General features: G+C 68.5%; 20 protein-coding genes. 8 read left to right on the forward strand and 12 right to left on the reverse strand.

Features of this window, described 5'->3' with window-relative positions; all coding sequences use genetic code 11:
* Positions 1–14 precede the first annotated feature (14 nt).
* On the reverse strand, positions 15–1,304 hold the full coding sequence (locus ACLJO0_RS02005; RefSeq protein ID WP_125790802.1) for an acetyl-CoA C-acetyltransferase: 1,290 nt from the start codon (positions 1,302–1,304) through the stop codon (positions 15–17).
* A gap of 92 nt (positions 1,305–1,396) precedes the next feature.
* On the opposite strand from ACLJO0_RS02005, the gene ACLJO0_RS02010 reads away from it, so the two are divergent.
* Entirely contained in the window at positions 1,397–2,731 is a 1,335-nt protein-coding gene (locus ACLJO0_RS02010) for a 3-oxoacyl-ACP reductase (RefSeq protein ID WP_410576309.1), read from the forward strand.
* 2 nt (positions 2,732–2,733) lie between these two features.
* The gene (locus ACLJO0_RS02015) at positions 2,734–3,579 is read left to right on the forward strand and encodes a MaoC family dehydratase (protein WP_410576310.1); all 846 of its coding nucleotides are present in this window, start codon (positions 2,734–2,736) and stop codon (positions 3,577–3,579) included.
* Here the strand turns inward: ACLJO0_RS02015 and ACLJO0_RS02020 are convergent.
* Complete coding sequence (locus ACLJO0_RS02020) at positions 3,562–4,227, reverse strand: TetR/AcrR family transcriptional regulator (RefSeq protein WP_007032385.1); 666 nt, start codon at positions 4,225–4,227, stop codon at positions 3,562–3,564. The genes ACLJO0_RS02015 and ACLJO0_RS02020 overlap by 18 nt on opposite strands.
* 127 nt (positions 4,228–4,354) lie before the next feature.
* Here ACLJO0_RS02020 and ACLJO0_RS02025 point away from each other — a divergent pair, with 127 nt between their 5' ends.
* Complete coding sequence (locus ACLJO0_RS02025; protein WP_410576311.1) at positions 4,355–4,990, forward strand: SCP2 sterol-binding domain-containing protein; 636 nt, start codon at positions 4,355–4,357, stop codon at positions 4,988–4,990.
* Positions 4,991–5,019: 29 nt separating this feature from the next.
* Positions 5,020–5,667, forward strand: a complete 648-nt coding sequence (locus tag ACLJO0_RS02030; protein WP_410576312.1) for an SCP2 sterol-binding domain-containing protein — start codon at positions 5,020–5,022, stop codon at positions 5,665–5,667.
* Between the two features lie 382 nt (positions 5,668–6,049).
* Here ACLJO0_RS02030 and ACLJO0_RS02035 read toward each other — a convergent pair whose 3' ends face one another.
* From ACLJO0_RS02035 to pdhA, 7 genes are all read right to left on the reverse strand, one after another.
* Complete coding sequence (locus ACLJO0_RS02035; RefSeq protein WP_410576313.1) at positions 6,050–6,532, reverse strand: FxsA family protein; 483 nt, start codon at positions 6,530–6,532, stop codon at positions 6,050–6,052.
* A gap of 58 nt (positions 6,533–6,590) precedes the next feature.
* A complete protein-coding gene (locus tag ACLJO0_RS02040) occupies positions 6,591–7,091 on the reverse strand; it encodes a DNA topology modulation protein FlaR (RefSeq protein WP_410576947.1) in 501 nt (166 codons plus the stop codon).
* Between the two features lie 2 nt (positions 7,092–7,093).
* Positions 7,094–9,028 (reverse strand): ABC transporter ATP-binding protein, encoded by a 1,935-nt coding sequence (locus ACLJO0_RS02045; protein WP_410576314.1) that lies wholly within the window; start codon positions 9,026–9,028, stop codon positions 7,094–7,096.
* A gap of 32 nt (positions 9,029–9,060) precedes the next feature.
* Positions 9,061–9,639, reverse strand: a complete 579-nt coding sequence (locus ACLJO0_RS02050) for a TetR/AcrR family transcriptional regulator (RefSeq protein WP_410576948.1) — start codon at positions 9,637–9,639, stop codon at positions 9,061–9,063.
* Between the two features lie 148 nt (positions 9,640–9,787).
* A complete protein-coding gene (locus ACLJO0_RS02055; RefSeq protein WP_410576315.1) occupies positions 9,788–11,140 on the reverse strand; it encodes a dihydrolipoamide acetyltransferase family protein in 1,353 nt (450 codons plus the stop codon).
* Between the two features lie 16 nt (positions 11,141–11,156).
* The gene (locus ACLJO0_RS02060) at positions 11,157–12,149 is read right to left on the reverse strand and encodes an alpha-ketoacid dehydrogenase subunit beta (RefSeq protein ID WP_125780070.1); all 993 of its coding nucleotides are present in this window, start codon (positions 12,147–12,149) and stop codon (positions 11,157–11,159) included.
* A 1-nt stretch (position 12,150) separates the two neighbouring features.
* Positions 12,151–13,356 (reverse strand): pyruvate dehydrogenase (acetyl-transferring) E1 component subunit alpha, encoded by a 1,206-nt coding sequence (gene pdhA / locus ACLJO0_RS02065; RefSeq protein ID WP_125790807.1) that lies wholly within the window; start codon positions 13,354–13,356, stop codon positions 12,151–12,153.
* Positions 13,357–13,729: 373 nt separating this feature from the next.
* Between pdhA and ACLJO0_RS02070 the strand changes: the two genes are divergently transcribed.
* Complete coding sequence (locus ACLJO0_RS02070; RefSeq protein ID WP_410576316.1) at positions 13,730–15,142, forward strand: M20/M25/M40 family metallo-hydrolase; 1,413 nt, start codon at positions 13,730–13,732, stop codon at positions 15,140–15,142.
* Positions 15,143–15,227: 85 nt separating this feature from the next.
* Positions 15,228–16,085, forward strand: a complete 858-nt coding sequence (locus ACLJO0_RS02075) for an alpha/beta fold hydrolase (RefSeq protein ID WP_410576317.1) — start codon at positions 15,228–15,230, stop codon at positions 16,083–16,085.
* On the opposite strand, the gene ACLJO0_RS02080 is transcribed toward ACLJO0_RS02075, so the two are convergent.
* Complete coding sequence (locus ACLJO0_RS02080) at positions 16,082–17,080, reverse strand: ABC transporter substrate-binding protein (protein ID WP_410576318.1); 999 nt, start codon at positions 17,078–17,080, stop codon at positions 16,082–16,084. The two genes, ACLJO0_RS02075 and ACLJO0_RS02080, sit on opposite strands and share 4 nt — an antisense overlap.
* A 114-nt stretch (positions 17,081–17,194) precedes the next feature.
* Between ACLJO0_RS02080 and ACLJO0_RS02085 the strand changes: the two genes are divergently transcribed.
* Both ACLJO0_RS02085 and ACLJO0_RS02090 read left to right on the forward strand, forming a co-directional pair.
* On the forward strand, positions 17,195–18,178 hold the full coding sequence (locus ACLJO0_RS02085; protein WP_410576319.1) for a FecCD family ABC transporter permease: 984 nt from the start codon (positions 17,195–17,197) through the stop codon (positions 18,176–18,178).
* The gene (locus ACLJO0_RS02090; RefSeq protein ID WP_396554232.1) at positions 18,175–19,179 is read left to right on the forward strand and encodes a FecCD family ABC transporter permease; all 1,005 of its coding nucleotides are present in this window, start codon (positions 18,175–18,177) and stop codon (positions 19,177–19,179) included. Before ACLJO0_RS02085 ends, ACLJO0_RS02090 begins: the two co-directional genes overlap by 4 nt.
* Here ACLJO0_RS02090 and ACLJO0_RS02095 read toward each other — a convergent pair.
* Positions 19,176–20,018 carry a transglutaminase domain-containing protein gene (locus ACLJO0_RS02095; protein WP_125779889.1) on the reverse strand — a complete coding sequence of 281 codons (843 nt, stop codon included), beginning with the start codon at positions 20,016–20,018 and terminating at the stop codon, positions 19,176–19,178. The genes ACLJO0_RS02090 and ACLJO0_RS02095 overlap by 4 nt on opposite strands.
* On the reverse strand, positions 20,015–20,962 hold the full coding sequence (locus ACLJO0_RS02100; RefSeq protein WP_125790813.1) for an alpha-E domain-containing protein: 948 nt from the start codon (positions 20,960–20,962) through the stop codon (positions 20,015–20,017). The genes ACLJO0_RS02095 and ACLJO0_RS02100 overlap by 4 nt, the downstream gene beginning before the upstream one ends.
* Positions 20,963–20,966: the final 4 nt, after the last annotated feature.

The raw sequence follows: 20,966 nt of genomic DNA on the forward strand, positions 1-20,966 counted from the left end.
CTGCGGGCGAACGGTTACTTTTCGAGGATCGCGGTGACGCCCTGGCCGCCCGCGGCGCAGATCGAGATGAGTCCGCGGCCGGATCCCTTCTCGCCCAACAGCTTCGCGAGGGTGGCGACGATACGGCCGCCGGTCGCGGCGAACGGGTGCCCGGCCGCCAGCGACGAGCCGTTGACGTTCAGCTTCGCCCGATCGATGGCGCCGAGGGGCTCGTCGAGGCCGAGCTTCTCCTTGGCGAACGCCGGGTCCTCCCACGCCTTGAGGGTGGCGAGCACCTGCGACGCGAAGGCCTCGTGGATCTCGTAGAAGTCGAAGTCCTGCAAGGTGAGCCCGGCGCGCGTGAGCATCTGCGGGACGGCGTACGCGGGCGCCATCAGCAGTCCCTCGTCGCCGTGGACGTAGTCGACGGCCGCGGTCTGCGAGAACGTCAGGTACGCCAGCACCGGCAGCTTCCGGGCCTTGGCCCACTGTTCGGTCGCGAGCAGGACGGTCGACGCGCCGTCGGACAGCGGCGTCGAGTTGCCCGCGGTCATCGTGCCGTCAGGACCACCGAAGGCGGGCTTCAGCTTCGCGAGCTTCTCGACGCTGGAGTCCGGCCGCAGGTTCTGGTCGCGGGCCAGCTTCAGGTACGGCGTCACCAGGTCGTCGAAGAAGCCCTTGTCGTACGCGGCGCCGAGGCGCTGGTGGCTGGTCGCGGCGAGTTCGTCCTGCGCCTCGCGCGTGATTTCCCAGACCTTCGCGGTCAGCGCCGCGTGCTCGCCCATGGACAGGCCGGTGCGCGGCTCGGAGTTGCGCGGGATCTCGGGGACGATGTGGCCGGGGCGCAGCTTCGCGGCGAGCTTCAGCCGGTCGGGGAGCGTCTTCGCGGCGTTGAGCTGCACGAGGATCTGGCGCAGGTCGTCGTTGACCGCCAGCGGCGCGTCGGACGTGGTGTCGACGCCGCCCGCGATGGCCGAGTCGATCTGGCCGAGCGCGATCTTGTTGGCGACGTTGATGATCGCCTGGAGACCGGTGCCGCACGCCATCTGCACGTCGGAGGCCGGGGTGGCGGGGTTCAGCCTGCTGCCGAGGACGCTCTCGCGGGCGAGGTTGAAGTCGCGGGCGTGCTTGAGCACGGCGCCGGCGGCGACCTCGCCGATCACCTCGTCCTGGAGGGAGAATCGGCTGACCAGGCCGTCGAGGGCGGCCGTGAACATGTCCTGGTTCGACGCTTGCGCGTACGGGCCGTTCGAGCGGGCGAAGGGGATCCGGTTGCCGCCGATGATCGCGACCTTGCGCACGGGTGCCGTCCTTTTCGTGGCCATTTTTTCCACTCCTCCGTAGGCTCTCTCACACTGTAACCTACTAGCGAGTAGGTTAGAATGCGACGTGACGCAAACTGCACGGGAGGCACGTAATGGCTGACAGGTACCAGCAGTTCACGAAATCCCCGGTGGGGAAGTTCGTGGTGCCGAAGCTCGGCCTGCCGAATCCCGCGACGCTCCGCCGGTACAAGCCCGGTCAGCCCTCTCTCGAGGGTCCCGCACTTCTGGGTGCCGCGCCGGGCGGTCGCCTCGAAAAGGTGATCGAGGCGCAGCTGCACCGCGCGGGTATCGAGGTCATCTCGGCGGCTGCCGACAAGCACGCCGCGCTCGTCTTCGACGCGACTGGCGTGAAGGACCCGAAGCAGCTTCGCGAGGTCTACTCCTTCTTCCACCCGGTGATCCGGAGCGTTGGGCCGTCGGGCCGCGTCGTCGTCCTCGGAACGCCGCCGGAGCTGGCCGAAGGACACGAGAGGATCGCGCAGCGCGCCCTCGAAGGCTTCGTGCGCTCCGTCGGTAAGGAACTGAAGCGCGGCGCGACCGCCCAGCTCGTGTACGTCGCCGAAGGAGCCGAAGAGGCCACTGAGTCCACGCTCCGGTTCCTACTGTCGTCGAAGTCCGCCTTCGTCGACGCCCAGGTCATCCGCGTCGGCACCGAGACCAAGACCGCCTCCGCCCCGGTCGACTGGACGAAGCCCCTCGAAGGCAAGGTCGCCCTGGTCACCGGCGCTTCCCGCGGTATCGGCGCCGCCATCGCCGAGGTGCTGGGCCGCGACGGCGCCCACGTCGTCGCGCTCGACATCCCCGCGCAGGGCGCGGATCTGTCCAAGGTGGCCAACAAGGTCGGCGGCTCCTCGCTGCAGCTGGACATCACCGCCGCCGACGCGCCGGAGAAGCTCGCCGAGTACCTGACCACGCGCCACGGCGGCGTCGACATCGTCGTGCACAACGCGGGCATCACCCGCGACAAGACGCTCGGCAACATGACCGAAGGCGGCTGGGACTCGGTCATCGCGGTCAACCTCGCGTCGCAGCTCGCGGTGAACGAAAAGCTCGTGGCCGACAAGGTGCTGCACGAGAACGGCCGGATCATCGGCGTCTCCTCGATCGCCGGGATCGCGGGCAACGTCGGCCAGACCAACTACGCCACCAGCAAGGCGGGCGTCATCGGCATGGTGAACGACGGCGCGCCGAAGCTCGCCGAATACGGCGGCACGATCAACGCCGTCGCGCCCGGTTTCATCGAGACCAAGATGACCGCCGCCGTCCCGCTGTTCATCCGCGAGGCCGGGCGGCGGCTCTCCAGCCTCGGCCAGGGCGGGCTCCCGGTCGACGTCGCCGAGACGATCGCCTGGTACGCGAACCCGGCTTCGGTCGCGGTCAACGGCAACGTGGTCCGCGTCTGCGGCCAGGCACTCCTGGGGGCGTGATCATGGCGGTCAAGGAACTTCGCGAATCGCCGAGCCTGTCTTCGCTGTACCCCAAGGCGTTGCTCGGCTCGCTGCGCAAGAGCGGCGGGAACACGCTGCCCGGCACCGAGTTCGTCCGCGAGGGCGTCGTCGTCGACCCGGCGCATCTCGCCGCGTACAACCAGGTGTGCGGATTCCGGCTGGACGACGTCCTCCCGGCGACGTATCCGCATATCCTCGCGTTCCCGCTGCAGATGGCGTTGATGACCGAGGCCGACTTCCCGTTCCCGTTGCTGGGCATGGTGCACGTCGCCAACCGGATCACCCAGCACCGGCAGCTGCGGCTCGACGAGACGTTCACCCTGCGCGTGCGCGCCGAGGACCTGCGCCCGCACGAAAAGGGCAAGCAGTTCGACGTGATCAGCGAGCTGCTCGTCAGCGACAGTCCGGTGTGGACGGACGTCAGCACGTATCTGCGCCGCGGTGGCGGCAGCGGCGAGAAGACCTCGCGCGGGCAGCTCTCGCAGCCGTCGCCCACCGCGATCTGGCAGGTGCCCGGCGACATCGGCCGCCGCTATGCCGAGGTCTCCGGCGACCGCAACCCGATCCACCTGCACCCGATCACCGCGAAGGCGTTCGGCTTCCCGTCCGCGATCGCGCACGGCATGTGGACGAAGGCGCACGCGCTCGCGGCGTTCGAAGGCAGGCTTCCGGAGGCGTTCACCGTCGACGTCAAGTTCAAGCAGCCGGTGCTGTTGCCGGCGAAGGCGGCGTTCACCACTTGGAGTGAGGGCGAGGGCTGGGCCTTCGAACTCTGGAACGCGCGCAAGCCGAAGCCGCACCTGGAGGGCTCAGTCGTCGCTCTCTGACGGCTTCCAGATCTCGCCCTCGACGAGGTCGTTGAACCCGAGCCAAACCAGGTTCATCAGCCACGAGGCGAGTACGCCGTCGGAGACATCGGGGTGGTCGAGGGCCCAGTCGGCCAGCGACTCGGCCGCCCCGACCAGCGCGGCGGACAGCCCGGCGCCGGAGAACTCGGCCTGCTCGCCGAGACCCTTGCGGGTGCCCGCGGAGACGACGAGCGCGGCGACCAGCTCGATCGCGCGGGTGCGCATGTCGGTGATCTCCGCGGCGAAGGCGCCGCCGACGGTCATGGCCTGGCGGTGCAGCACCGTCCACGACTCGCGGTAGTCGGCGACGAACCGGTAGAACGCGCGGAGCCCGTGCCAAAGCTGCATGTCGGGCGGCAGATCGGGTTTGATCCCGTCCTGCACCGCCTCCAGCAGGCGGGTGGCTTCGCGGCGGATGCACGCGCCGAAGAGGTCTTCCTTCGAGCCGAGATAGGTGTAGATCATCGGCTTGGACACGCCGGCGACCTCGGAGATCTCGTCCATCGACGCGGAGTGATAGCCGTAGCGCGAGAACACCGAGACCGCTGCGTCCAGGATCTGGCGTTCCCGCACCGCTCTCGGCAGCCTCTTGGCGCGTTCGGCGGGACGCGGTACTTCCTCGGACACTCAGGACCTCCCCTTAGTTCGCGTAAGACGCTACCGGGCTACCACCGGCAAGGGTGATTTCGGCACGCTTGCCCGCCTACCTACTCGCGGGTAGCCTTACGCTCGGGTAGGCGGAACTGGAGGGAAGATGACCGAGATCGTGGGGCTGACCGGCCGCGCGCTGGTCGACGCGCTGGAGCGGATCGAGCCGGATTCCGCCGAAGCGCACTCTCTCGACGTCAACGAGGTCGCGGGCGCGATCGACCCGAAGGACCTCGGCAAGGACGACGTCCGGCGGCTGCTGGCCGCGCTCGGGCGGCTCGCCGAGTCCGCGCCCGCGTTCGACCTCCGCAAGGTCGACCCGGCCCGCTTCGCGAACCTCGTCGCGCGCGCCTCGCGTACGCAACTCGAGAGCGTCATCGCCGAACGGCCGCTCCGGGACCGGGTGCTGCGCGAGATCTTCGACCGCATGGGCGCGCACATCCGGCAGGACCGCGCGAAGACCCTGCACGCCGTCGTCCACTGGCGGTTGTCCGGCGGCACCGGCGACGGCGGGTACGACCGCTACGAGACGGTCATCTCGCACGGCGAGTGCACGGTCAGCCGGGACATGAGGGAGAAACCGAGGGTGACGATCACGATCGCGCCGGTCGATTTCTTCCGGCTCATCACCCATCAGGCGACGCCCGCTGTGCTATTCGTCACCGGAAAGATCAAAGTAAAAGGTGACCTGGCATTCGCGGCCGGTCTGATCGGTTTCTTCGACCTGCCGAAGCCGTCCTGAACCCGGCCGAGCAGATACACTTCCGTGCCGTGCCCCGAAATTCTCCGATCCGGCGCTGGCGGGACAAGGTACGCCTTTCCCGTCCGTTACGGCCGCACAAGACGCGCACCGGTGGCGAGCACGTCGTCAACGCTTTCGCGGAGAAGCTCGAGCTCGCCAAACTGAGCCCCGAGCAGTTCACCCAGGTCCTGGAAACCCTGCACATGCTGGGCGAAACCGGTGCGGGCATCGAGCTGAGCTCGCTGGAGACCGAGGTGCTCGTCGACGTCGTGCAACGGGCGTCACGCGAGCAACTCAAGGCGATCGCCGATCATCCGGAACTGCGTGCGGCGTTCCTCGACGAGATTTTCCGCAGAATGTCGGATCATTTCGCACCGGAACGCGCACGGCATGTCGACTTCGTCGTCGCATGGCGTTTTACCGACGGTCACGGAGAAGACGGTTTCGATCGCTTTCAAACGGTCATCGAAGACGGCGTCTGCGTTTCCAGCACCGATCTCGCGCGCACTCCGGACACCACCATCACGCTGTCCGTCGACGACTTCATCCGGATGGCCACCGGCAACGCGGCCGTGGCGGCGATGTTCGTCACCGGCAAGGTGAAGGTGAAGGGCGAGTACGCGCCGGCGGTGCGGTTCAGCGGGTATTTCGATATTCCCAAACCGAGCGGCTCGTGAGTGGCGATTCAGGCTATTGAGAGGTAACGCAAAGGTGTCGGGTTGCGGGGATTCGCTCGCGGCCGTGGGGCAGCCGTGTCGCGAAAGCCACTTTCGGGACCTCAGGCGTCGCGAAAGTGGCTTTCGCGACGCATCTCGACCATGGGGTTCAGCGACGGCACCTCTGCCCCGACGTTGCGACCTTTGCCCTACCCGTCAATAGAACCCGAATCGCCACTCACGACCCCCTGTATCGACGCGTGCCCCCTCGCACCTGATCAGGGCCGAAGGCGTCCTTCATCGCATCAGACCCGGCGAAGGGAGCCTTCACCCCACCACTCGGGAAGGGGCTCAACCCTCGGCACCTGCCTCGTCGAGAGTTCGCTGATGGCTGGAGCGGCACTCAGCCCTCGACGATGCGGCCCTCGATCACCGGCGGCTGCTTCTTGGCGGCCTCGGCGGGCGGGGTGTCCGCGACGACCTCGCTGTCCACCACCATCACCGGCCCGCGCGTGCGGTTGGCGAACTTGACCGCCCGCCGCGCCATCCGCTTCTGCCAGACCTTGCGCGCGACACTCCGTGTCGGCGGCAGGATGAACAGCAGGCCGATGACGTCGCTGACGAAACCGGGCAGCAGGATCAGCAGACCGCCGAGCCCGATCAGCATCCCGTCGGTGAGTTCCTTCTCCGCGTCGGCCGGTCGCCCGAGCCGCGCGGACTCGGCGAACGCGCGGAAGGCGCGGCCGCCTTCGCGGCGGGCGAGCCAGAAGCCGATGAACACACCGGCGAAGAGCAGCGCGATCGTGCCGAGCACGCCAACGGCCGAGCCCACCGCCCACACGGCGGCGATCTCGGCGACGACATAGAGCAGGAACGCGACAGCCATACTTGGACAACGTACGGCTTGCCCGTTTTGCTCCCAACCCCCGATACGGTGACCGAGGTCAACCGATCCGGCGCAGGAACTCCTCGGCCTCACGCGGCCTGGTCAGCACGACCCGCCGCGCGTGGGCTCCCTGGTCCGCCAGCCGACGTACCGTCCGTTCCCGGTGGTCCTTCGGCCAGCGCCAGACGTAGGAGTAGAACTCCCGGTCGAAGTGCTCGGGGCAGCCGGATGCCTGTTTGTCCTGCCCGTACTCGCGCAGACACCGCACCACCACCCGCCGGAGGCAGACGCGGCGCGGGAAGTCGAGGAAGACGATCGTGTCGGCCCGCGGCAGCCGCAGATGCATCGATGCCCCGTAGTTGCCGTCGATCACCCAGGCCTCGGACTCGACGATCTCCTGTTGCGCGGCGTGGAACTCGTCCTCGGGCGCCCGGGTCCACCCCGGCCGCCAGAAGAGCCGGTCGAGATGGGTGACCGGCAGGCCGAGAGCGGCGCCCAGCCGACGCGAGAACGTCGACTTCCCGGCGCCGCTACAGCCGACGACCATGATCCGCCGCATCGTCACCCGACGGCGTCGTCGAGGTACGCGGCGGCCTGAAGGGTGAACAGTTCGGCGTAGCCGGCCTTCGCCGCCATCAGCTCGTCGTGTGTTCCGTATTCGGCGACCTTTCCGTTCTCCAGCAACAGAATCCGCTCCGCCTGCCGGACCGTGGAGAACCGGTGCGAGATGTACAGCGTCGTGCGCCCCTCCGAAAGTTGCCGCAGCCGCGAGAAGAGGTCGTGCTCGGCCTGGGCGTCGAGCGCGGACGTCGGTTCGTCGAGGATCAGGATCGGCGCTTCCCGCAGGAACGCCCTGGCCAGCGCGATCTTCTGCCATTCGCCGCCGGAGAGGCTGACACCCTGGTCGAACCAGCGGCCGAGTGGAGTGTCGTAGCCGCTCGGCAGGCGCTCGATCCGCTCGTCGGCGCCTGCCCGTTTCGCCGACGTCTCGATCTGTTCGCGGTCGACGAGGTGGGTCAGGTCGCCGAGCCCGATGTTCTCGGCCGCGGTGCCCTGGTAGGTCACGTAGTCCTGGAACATCGCGCTGATCCGCCGCCGCAGTTCCACCGGGTCGTATTCGCGGATGTCGACGTCGTCGAGCAGGATCCGCCCGCCCGTCGGGTCGTACAGCCGGCACAGCAGTTTGAACAGCGTCGACTTCCCGGCTCCGTTGCGGCCGACGACGGCGACCGTCTCACCCGGCCGGATCTCGAAGCTCACGCCGTCGAGAGCGGGGTCGGGTGCTCCGGGATAGGTGAAGGACACTTCTTCGAAGCGGATGTGCCCCTCCACAGTGGACGGAAGGGGTCGCGGCTCCGGCGGCGCGACGATCTCCGGTTTCGTCCCGAGGAAGCGATACAGCGTGTCGAGGTAGAGATTGTTCTCGTACATCCCGGAAAACGCGGTGAACAGGCCCTGGACGGACGTCTGCACCGACGCCGCCGCGGCCGTGTACAGCGCGAGGTCGCCCAGGGTGAGCCTGCCGCCGACGGCCTCCAGCGCGATGTACAGCGCGATCGCGGATCCGGCGGCGGTGCTGAGCAACCCCCACGACGTCGAGCTGACGCTGCGTTTGCGGGTCAGTGTCCGTTGACGGTCGTAGGAGACCTGGCCGAGCCGCTGGAACCGGTCGGCGAAGTACGGGCCGAGCCCGAAGAGCTTGGTCTCCTTGGCGTAGGTGTCCGTGGTGACCAAAGAGGACAGATAGTCCATGCGTCGTTTCAGCGGGGACATCATCAACGTCAGCCAGAACGCGCGGGCGCCGTACTTCGACTGCGAGATGAACGCGGGGATCGGCGCCACCAGCGCGACGAGCGCCAGCAGCGGGCTGATCGAGACGAGCAGCACGATCATGCTGCTGAAGGTGATCAACGTCCGGATCAGGCCGAGCGCCGAGTTCATCATCGACAGCGGCCGCGTCGGCGCCTCCTGCGCGGCTTGGCGCAGCATGTCGTAGGACGCGGAACCCTCGAAGTACGAAAGCTGCAGTTCGCTCGCGTGGCTCATCACCTGATGGCGGATGGTCAGCGTCATCCGCTCCTGCAACAGGGTCTGGCCGTACGTGGTCAGCGCCTGCGAAATCGCGGTGAGCACGAGGACGCCGAACTGGAAGAGGGCGACGCCGACGATCGCGCTCTTCGTCCCGTGTCCCTGGATCGCCGCGACCACCGAATCGATCAGCAGCTTCGCGATGTACGCGGTCGCCGTCGGGAGGAGACCGGAAAGCAGGGTCACCAGGGTGATCACGATGGTCAGCGCCGGGCTCGCCTGCCAGGTCAGCTTCGCGACCTTCGGCAGGCCACGGACCGTGCCCGCGATGTTGACCCACATGCGGTTAAGCCGGGATTTCAGGTCTTTCGGGAGGGCTTCGGGTTCGGGCTCCGGGATGTCGACCGGGCCGGTCAAGCCGCTGTCGGGCACCGTCGACGGCGGGCGACGGCGTCTGCCGCGAGCCATGAACAGTTCCAGGCTCCCACCGGGCGGGCCGATCACGCGGTCCCCAAGGCGCCGTTGAGGAACACGTCGACGAGTTCCATCGTGGTCGGTTCGTCACCGGTCTCGCTGAACCGGATCCGGCCGCTGAACAGCAACGACAGGAACAGCGCCGCGGACTGCGTCGGAGGCAGGCGGAGACGGTCCTTCTCCGGCTCGAACAGTTCGGCCATGGCGTCGCGCATCGCGCTCATCGACTCTTTCCGCCGGTCGCTGTGGTCACTGTGGTCGCCGCGGCGATGCTCCGGCCGCTTGCCGGAGCCGTGCATGACCGCCATCAGCGCGCCCATCCGCTGGAGATGCGCGCTGAGCGCGTCGGCCGCCTCGATGAGCCTGTCATCGAGGGACTGGTCGAGGTCGATGACCGCGATCGCGTCGAGTACCTGGTCGGGTTTCAGCGCCTCGGCGAAGCAGGTGGCGAACAGTTCGTCCTTGTCCTTGAACACGCGGAAGACGGTGCCCTCGCCGATGCCCGCGGCCCGGGCGATCTGGCTGGACGTGACACCGGCGCCGTACTCCACCAGCAAGGGCAGCACGGATTGGACGATCATCCGGCGCCGCTCGTCGGCACTCATTCCCGGCGCTCTCCGCCGGGAGGCGGTTTCTGTCATACCTCCAGTGTGCGGAGTGAGCGCTCACTCCGTCAAGCGATTAAGGCAGAGGTCCGTGAGGGCCTCCTTCCCTACCCTGAGAGTAGGGAAGGAGGCCTTCACGGACTTTGGCTCAGTAGGTGATCGCGACCGCGGGGTCGGCCAGCAGAGCGCCGACGTCGGCCAGGAACTCCGAACCCTGCTGCCCGTCGACCACGCGGTGGTCGAAGCTCAGCGAAAGCTGGAGCACCTTGCGCACCTTGATCTCGCCGTCGACCACCCACGGGGTGTCCTTGATCGCGCCGAGGCACAGGATCGCGGACTCGCCGGGGTTGATGATCGGCGTTCCGGTGTCGACGCCGAAGACGCCGACGTTGGTGATGGTGATCGTGCCGCCGAGCATGGCCGCCGGGGTGGTCTTGCCCTCGCGGGCGACGTCGGTCAGCTCGGTGAGCGCGATCGCGAGTTCCTTGAGGGACATCGAATCCGCGTCACGGACCTTGGGCACGACGAGCCCGCGCGGGGTGGCCGCGGCGATCCCGAGGTGCACGTAGTCCTTGTAGACGATCTCCTGTGCCGCCTCGTCCCACACCGCGTTGACGTCCGGAGTGCGCTTGGCCGCCAGGCAGACGGCCTTCGCCGCGAAGGTCAGCGGGGTGACCTTGACCCCGGCGAACTCGCGCGACTTCTTGAGCTTCTCCCGGAAATCCATCATCGGCGTGACGTCGATGGTGAGGAATTCCGTGACGTGCGGGGCGGTGTAGGCGCTCTGCACCATCGCGGCGGCGGTGGCCTTGCGGACGCCCTTGATCGGCACCCGGCGTTCCCGCGTCGCGGGGTCGTAGCCACTGTCCACACTGGACACTGCGGAGGCCGGTGCCGCGGAACCGTTGGCGGCCGCCTGCACGTCGTCACGGGTGATGACGCCGCCCTCGGCGGTGCCGGTGAGCGCGTGCAGGTCGACGCCGAGGTCCTTGGCGAGTTTGCGTACCGGCGGCTTCGCCAGCGGCACGTACCCGCCCTTCGGCTTTGAAGACACAGCAGGCGCGACAGGAGCGGGCGCCACAGCCACCGGAGCGGCGGCAGGAGCGGCCGGAGCGGCCGGAGCCGCGCCCTTCCGCGCACGCCGCTGCGTGACGACGGCCTTGGAGCCGTAGCCGACCAGCGGCTTCATCTCCTCTTCCGCCGGCTCTTCCGCCACGGGGGCGGCAGCGGCGGGCGCGGGGGCCGCCTTGCCGTCCGGGTCGACGTCGATGGTGAGGATCGGCGCGCCGACCTCCACCGTCTGGCCCGGTTCGACGAGCAGTTCGGTGACCACGCCCGCCCACGGGATGGGCAGTTCGACGGCGGCCTTCGCGGTCTCGACCTCGACCACGATCTGGTTCACCGTCACGGTGTCACCCGGTTTGACCTGCCAGGCGATGATGTCGGCCTCGGTCAGCCCCTCCGCCGTGTCGGCGAGGGGAAAGTGTTTGTACTCGGGCATTTCAGGAACTTCCCCCTTACCAGGCGAGTGAGCGGTCGACGGTGTGCAGGACCCGGTCCAGATCGGGGAGGTAGTGCTCCTCGAGTTTGGCCGGCGGGTACGGCGTGTCGAATCCGGTCACCCGCAGCACGGGGGCTTCCAGCGAGTAGAAGCATTCCTGCTGCACACGCGCGGCGATCTCCGAGGTCAGCGACGACTCCGACGGCGCCTCGCTCAGCGCGATGAGCCGTCCGGTCTTGCGCACCGATTCGAACACCGGCTCCAGGTCGAGCGGGGACAGCGTCCGCAGGTCGATGACTTCCAGGGACTTGCCCTCGTCCTCGGCGGCGGCCGCCGCGTCGAGCGCGACCTTCACCGACGGGCCGTACGCGACGACGGTCGCCGTCGTGCCTTCGCGGATGACGCGGGACTTGAACAGCGGGTCCGGCGTGGCGTCGGTGTCGATCTCGGCCTTCAAAGCGCCCGAGTGGTACAGCTTCTTCGGTTCGAAGAACAGGATCGGGTCGTCGGACTTGATCGCCTGCTGGATGCCCCAGTAGGCGTCGACGGCGTTCGAAACCGACACGACCTTGAGCCCGGGGATGTGCGCGAACAGCGATTCCGGCGACTCCGAGTGGTGCTCGACCGCGCCGATACCGCCGCCGAACGGCACCCGGATCACGATGGGCATCTTGATCTTGCCCTGTGTCCGGTAGTGCAGCTTCGCGACCTGGCTGGAGATCTGGTCGAAGCCAGGGAAGATGAAGCCCTCGAACTGGATCTCGCACACCGGGCGGAAACCGCGGACGGCGAGGCCGACCGCGGTGCCGATAATGCCCGATTCGGCCAGCGGCGTGTCCAGGACGCGCTGCTCGCCGAAGTCCTTCTGCAGGCCGTCGGTGATGCGGAAGACGCCGCCGAGCTTGCCGACGTCTTCACCCATGACCAGGACCTTGGGGTCCTCTTCCATGGCGCGCCGGAGGCCGAGGTTGATCGCCTTGCCGATGGTGAGTTTCTGGAGGTCGGCCATTTCAGTGCTCACCCGCCCCGACGAAACCGTCCATGTAGGACAGGAACTCTTCGCGCTGCGCGTCCAGCAGCGGCGTGGATTCCGCGTACACGTTGGAGAAGATCCGCTCGGGTGGCGGTTCGGGCATGTTGAAGCAGTACTCGCGCAGCTCGGCCGCGAACGCGTCCGAATCGGCCTGCACCTGGTCGAAGAACGCCTGGTCGGCGCCGCCACCGCGGGCGAGATACGCCCGGACGCGCTCGATCGGGTCCTTCAGCTTCCACTCCTCCAGCTCGTCGGAGAGCCGGTAGCGGGTGGGGTCGTCGGTGGTGGTGTGCGCGTCCATCCGATAGGTGAACGCCTCGATCAGCACCGGGCCGTTGCCGTGGCGGCATTCGTCGAGCGCCCAGCGGGAGACCGCGAGGCAGGCGAGGACGTCGTTGCCGTCCACGCGGATGCCGGGGAAGCCGTAACCGCGGGCGCGCTGGTACAGCGGCAGCCGCGACTGGCGTTCGGTGGGCTCCGAGATCGCCCACTGGTTGTTCTGGCAGAAGAACACGAGCGGCGCGTCGTAGACGGCGGCCCAGACGAAGCCTTCGTGCACGTCGCCCTGCGAAGTCGCTCCGTCACCGAAGTAGCAGATGGTCGCTTCGCCGTCGTCGTCGCCGACCTTGCCTTCGAACTTCTGGCCCATCGCGTAACCGGCGGCGTTGAGCACCTGGTTGCCGATCACGATGGTGTACGGGTGGAAGCCGTGTTCCTTGTAGTCCCAGCCGCTGTGGTCGGTGCAGCGGAAGATGCCGAGCACCTCTTTGAGGTCGACGCCGCGGGCGTACGCGACACCGTGTTCGCGGTAGCTGGGGAAGGCCATGTCCCGCTTCTGCAGCGCGCGGCCGGAGCCGATCTGCGCGGCCTCCTGGCCGAGCAGCGGGACCCAGATGCCGAGCTGGCCCTGGCGCTGCATCGCGTTGGCCTCGCGGTCCGCGCGGCGGACCAGGACCATGTCGCGGTAGAGGCCCTTGAGGGCTTCGATGTCGATGTCGTCGACGTAGCGGTCGAATTGCGGCGAGGCGACTCGTTCGCCTTCGGGGGTGAGCAGCTGAGTCAGCTCAGCGCCACCTTCGCTCGTTGCTCGCAAACCGGCGATCACCTGTTCGGGGGAAGGTTGCGCCGCTACGGCGGCGGGACCATCTCCAGGCTCCGGGTGCGTCCAGTGTTCGGACGGCATGCGCTGCTCTCCTTGATGTCGGCGCCTCTGGCGGCCACTTGTGGCGGCCACAGTGACTGCGCCGGCGGGGACCAGCGCGTCGGATCTGAAGCGCTGGGTCACCATCGGCGTTGACGGTTCGTGCGCACATCCTGGCATGCCGGACGCCGTTTTGGTCAGTGGCGGATGCTGATTTGTTGCTGAGAAAGGGTGCCTGATCAGGGAAAATGCTAGGAAGCCCGAGTGTGGGGCCGCCGAAAGTAGGGAATTCACCCGCGGGCCGACCAGCGGACGGTTCGTCCGGACGGGTGTCCTGCCCGGCTTGATCGATGACGATCCGTGCCCGCCGCTGTGACCCATCCCACCCTCCCGGACCCGTGGCAGGATGGCGGACGTGGAGCAGAAATCCGTACGCGAAACCGTGGTTTCGAACTGGACGAACGACGTCCTTCCCAGCCTGTCCGGCCTGGTGGCGATCCCCGCCTTGTCGCCGGCGTTCGACTCCGAGTGGGCGAAGACCGGTCATCTGGCCGCCGCCGTCGAGCACGTCCGGTCCTGGATCGCCGCACGGGAGATCCCCGGCGCGACGCTCGAGGTCGTGGAGCTCGAAGGCCGCAGCCCGCTGCTGGTCGTCGACATCCCGGCGACGTCCGCGGCGGCCGACAAGGGCACCGTGCTGATGTACGGGCACCTCGACAAGCAGCCCCCGGTGGGCGGCTGGTCCGAGGGGCTCGACCCGTGGACGCCGGTGATCCGCGACGGGCGGCTGTACGGCCGCGGCGCGGTCGACGACGGCTACTCGGGCTACGCGGCGACGACGGCGATCGAGGCCGTGCGCGCCGCCGGTGGCGAGCACTCCCGCGCGGTCGTGCTGCTGGAGACCGGTGAGGAATCCGGCAGCCCGGACCTGCCCGCCTACGTCGAGCACCTGAAGGAGAAGCTCGGCGCCGTCTCGCTGGTCGTCTGCCTCGACGCCGGCGGCACCGACTACAAGCGCCTCTGGCTGACCACCAGCCTGCGCGGCATGCTGCACGTCAACGTCACCGTGAAGGTGCTCGAGTCCGCGCAGCACTCGGGGATGGCCAGCGGCATCGTCGCGAGCTCGTTCCGTGTCCTGCGTGCCCTGCTCGACCGGATCGAGAACGCCGAGACCGGCGAGATCAAGCTCGCCGAGCTGAGCGTCGACATCCCGGAGAACCGCGTCGAGGAAGCCCGCGGTGTCGCCGAGATCGCGCCCGGCGCGGCGAAGACGCTCTTCCCGGTGGTCGGCCGGACGGTGTCCGACGACGACCTGGAACTGCTGCTCAACAACTCGTGGCGGCCGACGCTTTCGGTGATCGGCGCGGAGGGCTTCCCGCTCCCGGCCGAGGCGGGCAACGTGCTGCGCGGCAGCACCACGCTCACCCTGAGCTTCCGCCTGCCGCCGACCGTCAACGCGCAGGCCGCGATGGAGGCGGTCCGCCGCGTCCTCACCACCGACGTGCCGTACGACGCTTCGGTGGAGCTCGGAGACTTCCAGGCCGAAAACGGCTGGAACGCGCCGGCCACCGCGCCGTGGCTCGACGACGTCTTGCACCACGTGAGCGGCGAGGTCTTCGGCGCGCCGCACAAGAGCTACGGCATGGGCGGGTCGATCCCGTTCATGGGGCTGCTCGGCGAGAAGTACCCGGAGGCGCAGTTCGTGGTCACCGGCGCCTGCGGGCCGGACTCGAACATCCACGTGCCGGACGAGTGGCTGAACATCGACTTCGCGCAGCGGGTCACCGAAGCGGTCGCGCACATCCTGGACGCGCACGCACGGAGCTGATCTCCTCCGCTCACGCTGCCATGAAAGGTCCTTTCCTTGCAAAATTTGCAAGGAAAGGACCTTTCATGGCGTAGGCGGGAGGAACGTGTTCGAGGGTTTCGAGCTCGAAAACGTCGATGTCGGCGAAGTGAACCTGAGGGTCCGCTACGGCGGATCGGGACCGCCTCTCGTGCTCCTGCACGGACATCCCCGCACCCACACCACCTGGTACGACGTCGCGCCCCGGCTCGCCGACGCGTTCACCGTCGTCTGCCCGGATCTCCCCGGCTATGGCCAGTCCTCGAAACCCGAGACCCGCGAGGATCACTCCGCGCACTCGAAACGCGCCATGGCCCGGCACATCGTCGCGCTCATGCGTCACCTCGGGTACGAGCGGTTCGCCGTCGCCGGGCACGACCGCGGCAGTTACGTCGCGCACCGGCTGGCCATGGACCACCCCGAAAACGTCACGAAGCTGGTCATCCTCGACGGCGTCCCGATCGGCGAAGCGCTCGCCCGCGCCGACGCGGACTTCGCGCGGAAATGGTGGCACTGGTTCTTCTTCGGCCAGCTCGCGAAACCCGCCGAGCACGTGATCAACGCCGACCCGGACGCCTGGTACGGCGGCGATCCCGAGGCGATGGGTGCGGAGAACCACGCCGACTTCCTGCGCGCGATCCACGATCCTGACACCGTCCACGCGATGCTGGAGGACTACCGCGCAGGCCTCGGCCCCGACCGCGAAGCCGACGACGCAGACAAGGCGGCCGGGCGGAAACTCAGCTGTCCCTTGCTCATGTTGTGGTCCAGCCGCGACGACATGGCCGACCTGTACGGCGACCCGATCGCGGTGTGGCGCGAATGGGCAGAGGACGTCCGCGGCTTCGCCATCGAGTCCGGGCACCACGTGGCCGAGGACAACCCGGCCGACCTCGCGGCGGCGTTGCGGGAGTTCCTGGCCTAGGCGAACTTGTTCAGCGCGGCGGCGAGCTCCGTCAGCTGCGGTGTGAAGCGCTGGTACGAGAACGGTGTCTCGTTGTTCCAAGGGATCAGTTTCCCCGCCTTGACCGCGGGCAGCCGGCCCCAGGTCGGCACGCCGCCGAGCCCGTCCGGGCCGAGGGAGAGCGAACCGCCGCGGTTGTCGTACATGATCACGTCGGCGGTGTACTTGCCGATGTTCTCCCAGCTGATCTGCTGGTAGTAGCCGCCCTGGCTCTGGTCCGGCGCCTCGGGGAGAACGAAGTTCATCCCCTTGTTCTGGTAGTGCTTCGAGGTCGCGAACGATGGCGGGTTCGCGATGTAGACGGTGTCCTTCTGCGCGGAGATCAGGAGGACCTTCAGCCCGGAGGCCTTCTTGATCGCGTCGCCCAGTGCGGCGTCGGCCTTCTCGTACTCGGCCTTCGCGGCCTGGATCGCCGGAGTGTCCGTGTCGGCCCCGAGCGCCTTCGCCAGCGCGATGAACTTCGCGATCCCCTCCGGCATCGCGAGCCCCTGCAGCCGGACGCCGACGCTCGGCGCGGCCTTGTCGATCTTCTCCGTCTGCGTGTCCGGGATGTACCACATCTGGTCTTTGAGGTACATCACGCTGACCAGCAGCTGCGGGTTCAGCGAGACGAACTTGCCGAAGTTGAACTCGTTGTAGACGTTCCCGAGCGAGGTCACCGCGGTCAGGTCGACGCCGCCCGCCTGCGGATCCGGCTTGCCATCGGCGAACTTCGACGGGCCGAAGATCCCGGCCGACTTCACGCCGAGGTCCCACAGCGCGGCCGCGGCGGTCACCTGCGCGACGATCCGCGTCGGCCGCTCGCCTTCGAGTTTCCGGCCGCGATCGTCGGTGAAGGACCAGGTCTCGCCCGCTCCCGGGGCGGGTGCCTCTTCCTGATAGCCGCAGGCGGTCAGGAGGCCGGTGGCGCCGAGCGCCGCGGTGCCGGCGAGGAAGCCGCGTCGAGAGAGGTGCATGGAGATCTTCTTTCACCGAGGGACCGAAGTTCGGCGTTAGGCTAGCCTTCCCTTATCGTGAACGCCATGGTCCAGGTCACGGAGCGCGTCAGAACACCGAGGACCAGTGTTTCCGTGCGAACGCTGGTCCTGACCGGGTCGCTCGTAGCGCTCGCCGCGGTCGTCCTGCTGTCGATCGGCTTCGGCTCGAACCGCCTTTCCCTCGGCGAAGTGCTGCACGCTCTCTTCGCCTACGACGGCAGCTACAACGATGTCGTCGTCCGCGACGATCGCCTGCCCCGCACGGTGCTCGGTGTCCTGGTCGGGATGGCGCTCGGGCTGGCCGGTTCGCTCATGCAGGCGATCACCCGCAACCCGGTCGCGGAGCCTGGTCTGCTCGGCATCAACCACGGGGCCGCCGTCGCGATCGTGCTCGGCTCCGCGGTGTTCTCGGTGACTTCGCCCGGCGAGTACGTCTGGTTCGCCTTCGCCGGAGCGCTCGTGGGAACCGCGCTGGTCTCGGTGATCGGCGGCACGCGGGGCGCCACGAGCCCGCTGCGGCTGGTGCTGGCCGGGGTCGCGGTGCAGGCGGTGTTCGTCGGGATCAACCAGGGCATGCAGATGATCAACACGCACAACCTGCAGGCGATGCGGTTCTGGCTGGTCGGCTCGCTGGTCAACCGGAACGCGGACCAGTTGTCCGTGCTGCTGCCGTTCTTCGTCGCGGGTGTGGTGATCGCGATCGCGCTGGCCCGCGCGCTGAACGCGCTGGCGCTCGGTGAGGACACCGCCCGCGGTCTCGGCGCGAATCCGGCGCTCGTCCGCGTCGCCGGGATGGTCGCCGTCGGGCTTCTGTCGGCGGCGGCGACCGCGGCCTGCGGGCCGATCGCCTTCGTCGGCCTGATGATCCCGCACGTCGTCCGGTCGCTGATCGGCCAGGACGAGCGCTGGGTGATGCTGCTTTCGGCGCTTCTCGGGCCGGTGCTGCTGCTCGGCTGCGACGTCCTCGGCCGCCTGCTCGGCGCGCCGGGTGAGATCCAGGTCGGCGTGATGACCGACGTGGTCGGCGGGATCGCGTTCGTGATCGTGGTAAGGAAACTCCGGGCGGTGCGCCGATGACCGCCCCCGTCCGCCGTGAGTCCGGTTTGGACAGACGATCGCTGGTCGTCATCGCCGCGCTGGCACTGGTGGTCCTGGCGCTCGTCGTGCTCTCGGTCGGCACGGGCGACTACGAGATGAGTCCCGGCGAGGTGCTCGCGACACTGGCAGGCCAAGGGACGAAGGCGCAGTACCTGGTCGTCATGGGGCGGCTTCCGCGGGTGTTGGTCGCGATCCTTGTCGGCGCCGCGCTCGCGCTGGCCGGGGCGATCTTCCAGACGATCACCCGTAATCCGCTGGGCAGCCCGGACATCATCGGCTTCACCACGGGTTCCGCGACCGGCGGCATCGTGACGTTCCTGGTCTTCGGCGGGAGTCCCGCTGTCGTCTCGTTCGGCGCTCTGGCCGGCGGTTTGCTGACCGCGCTGGTCGTCATGGCGCTGTGCGCGCCGCACGGCCTGCTGAGCTCGCGGCTGGTGCTGCTCGGGATCGCGGTCAGCGCGGTGCTGGTCGGCGTGAACTCGTACCTGCTGGTGAAGGCGAACCTCGAAGCCGCCGCGCAGGCCGTCGGCTGGCTGGTCGGCGACCTGTCCGGCCGCGACTGGAGCTATTTCGTGCCGCTGGCGGTCGCGATGGCGGTGTTCGCCCCGGTCGTCTTCGCGAACGGCCGCGCGCTGCGCATGCTGGAGATGGGCGACGACACCGCCACCGGCATCGGCGTCGACGTCCACCGCGTGCGGCTGACGCTGGTGCTGGTCGCCGTCGCGCTGGTCGCCGCCGCCACCGCGGCGACCGGCCCGCTCCCGTTCATCGCCCTCGCCGCACCACAGCTGGCGCGCCGGATGACGCGGCTGCCGGGGCCCAATCTGGTGGCGTCGGTGTTCGTCGGGGCGACCCTGGTCGTCGCGGCGGACTTCCTCGGCCAGCGCCTCTTGGCGTCTTCGCTGCTGCCCGCGGGCGTCGTCGCGGCGGCCCTCGGCGGTGCCTACCTGCTCTGGTTGTTGCTGCGGCGCAGGGCCTAGGTCAGCCTGGTCAGCTGCACCGATACGTCCAAAGTGGACTGACCGCCACCGGTGAAGATGCCCTTGAGCGGCGGCACGTCGGCGTAGTCGCGGCCGTACGCGACCCAGACGTGTCGCGGTCCGACCGGGATCGCGTTCGTCGGGTCGTAGGCCCACCAGCCGCCGGTCCACACGTCGACCCAGGCGTGGCTCTCGCCCTCGACCGTCTCGCCGAGCTTCGCCTCCGGTTTCGTGTGCAGGTACCCGGAGACGTACCGCGCCGGGACGCCGATCGCGCGCAGCATCACCAGCGTCACATGCGCGAAGTCCTGGCAAACCCCTTCGCGCGCACGCCAGGCGTCGGTCGCCGTGCTGTGCACGCCGGTCGTCCCCGGCTGGTACTTGAGCTGCTGGTTGACCCATTCGCAGACGGCGAGCACGGCCTCCGCCGGGTCGAGCCCCTTCCGCAGTTCGCGCGCGACCTTCGTCAGTTCCGGATCGCGCGGCGTGTACGGCGTCGGCGTCAGGTACTCGGTGCGGTGGTCGACCACCGTGTCGCCGCGCAGGTCCTTCCACGACGCCGAGCGGATCGGCTCGCCCTCGTCTGCGGTCTCGACCACCGACGTCGCGAGCACGGTGAACTCGGTGTGCGGCGCGTGAAGGTCGAACGAGGTCACGACGGTGCCCCAGTAGTCCGTGTACCGGTAGGCGCGGGTCGCGGGCGTCGTCTCGACCCGGTTCACGACCGTGGTCTGCCGCCGATCGGACCGCGGGGTCAGCCGCGCCTCGTTGTACGACTGCGTGGCAGGCGTCGCGTACCGGTATCCCGTGCGATGCGCCACCCGAAGCTGCCAGGTCACAGCGAAACCTCCGCACCGCTCCAGGCCACCCAAGGCGACGAATGGAAGTACTGCACCGAAACCGCGTCGCCGATGTCCTTGATCGACGTCTGGAGTGCGCCGAGCCGTTTCGGCAGGTCCTCCAGCAGATCGGACTGCCGCAGGAACTCCAGCTCGCTGCGGGCCCGGCCGAGCTGCCGCAGCGCCTCGGACTTCTCGTTGGCCCGCGAGTTGACACCGGGATCCAGCCGTTCCAGGCATTCCTCCGCCTGGCGCAGCGCGTGGAACACCGAACGCGGGAACAGCGTGTCGCGCATCAGGAACTGCACGACCCGGGCCGCGTCGAGCGCGCCGCGATAGGTCCGCAGGTAGGTGTCCTGCGCGCCGGCCGAACGGAGCACGGTGATCCAGCCGGGTGAGGACGCGCTGTCCTGGACCCGCGAAAGCAGCAACCGCACCACCATGTCCGCGCGTTCGATCGAACGGCCGAGCACCATGAACAGCCAGCCGTCGTCGCGGCTCATCGTCGAATCCGCGAGCCCGGCGAACATCGCCGCGCGTTCCTCCACAAAGGACAGAAAGGCGTGCGGTCCGGCGCGGCGCGCGTACCGTTGCCTGTCCGGCACCGCGTTCCAGGTCGCGTTCAGGCATTCCCACAGCTCGGTCGAGACGACCTCGCGGGCGCCGCGGGTGTTCTCGCGGGCGGAGTTGATCGAACCGACGATCGACGCCGGGTTGTCCTTGGCGTAGGCGACCAGTTCGGTCAGCTTCCACACGTCGAGCGAATCCATCCCCTCCGGCGAGATGCCGAGGACGGCGAGCAGCTGGCGGCTCGCGTGGTCCGGGTCGACGCTCGCGTCTTCGAGCAGCTGGTGCACGGAGACGTTGAGGATGCGGGAGGTGTCGTCGGCGCGTTCGACGTAGCGGCCGATCCAGTACAGCGATTCCGCGTTACGGGCTAGCACGTCA

The organism is Amycolatopsis sp. lyj-108 (assembly GCF_046549005.1).
Lineage (GTDB): Bacteria > Actinomycetota > Actinomycetes > Mycobacteriales > Pseudonocardiaceae > Amycolatopsis.

What these genes read in the sequence shown, in the direction of transcription:
- ACLJO0_RS02090 (WP_396554232.1), top strand. Translation starts at nt 18,175, where the DNA reads ATGACCGCCCCCGTCCGCCGTGAGTCCGGTTTGGACAGACGATCGCTG.
- ACLJO0_RS02045 (WP_410576314.1), bottom strand. Translation starts at nt 9,028, where the DNA reads ATGGCTCGCGGCAGACGCCGTCGCCCGCCGTCGACGGTGCCCGACAGC.
- ACLJO0_RS02080 (WP_410576318.1), bottom strand. Translation starts at nt 17,080, where the DNA reads ATGCACCTCTCTCGACGCGGCTTCCTCGCCGGCACCGCGGCGCTCGGC.
- ACLJO0_RS02015 (WP_410576310.1), top strand. Translation starts at nt 2,734, where the DNA reads ATGGCGGTCAAGGAACTTCGCGAATCGCCGAGCCTGTCTTCGCTGTAC.
- ACLJO0_RS02025 (WP_410576311.1), top strand. Translation starts at nt 4,355, where the DNA reads ATGACCGAGATCGTGGGGCTGACCGGCCGCGCGCTGGTCGACGCGCTG.
- ACLJO0_RS02005 (WP_125790802.1), bottom strand. Translation starts at nt 1,304, where the DNA reads ATGGCCACGAAAAGGACGGCACCCGTGCGCAAGGTCGCGATCATCGGC.
- pdhA (WP_125790807.1), bottom strand. Translation starts at nt 13,356, where the DNA reads ATGCCGTCCGAACACTGGACGCACCCGGAGCCTGGAGATGGTCCCGCC.
- ACLJO0_RS02060 (WP_125780070.1), bottom strand. Translation starts at nt 12,149, where the DNA reads ATGGCCGACCTCCAGAAACTCACCATCGGCAAGGCGATCAACCTCGGC.
- ACLJO0_RS02035 (WP_410576313.1), bottom strand. Translation starts at nt 6,532, where the DNA reads ATGGCTGTCGCGTTCCTGCTCTATGTCGTCGCCGAGATCGCCGCCGTG.
- ACLJO0_RS02050 (WP_410576948.1), bottom strand. Translation starts at nt 9,639, where the DNA reads ATGAGTGCCGACGAGCGGCGCCGGATGATCGTCCAATCCGTGCTGCCC.
- ACLJO0_RS02055 (WP_410576315.1), bottom strand. Translation starts at nt 11,140, where the DNA reads ATGCCCGAGTACAAACACTTTCCCCTCGCCGACACGGCGGAGGGGCTG.
- ACLJO0_RS02010 (WP_410576309.1), top strand. Translation starts at nt 1,397, where the DNA reads ATGGCTGACAGGTACCAGCAGTTCACGAAATCCCCGGTGGGGAAGTTC.
- ACLJO0_RS02040 (WP_410576947.1), bottom strand. Translation starts at nt 7,091, where the DNA reads ATGCGGCGGATCATGGTCGTCGGCTGTAGCGGCGCCGGGAAGTCGACG.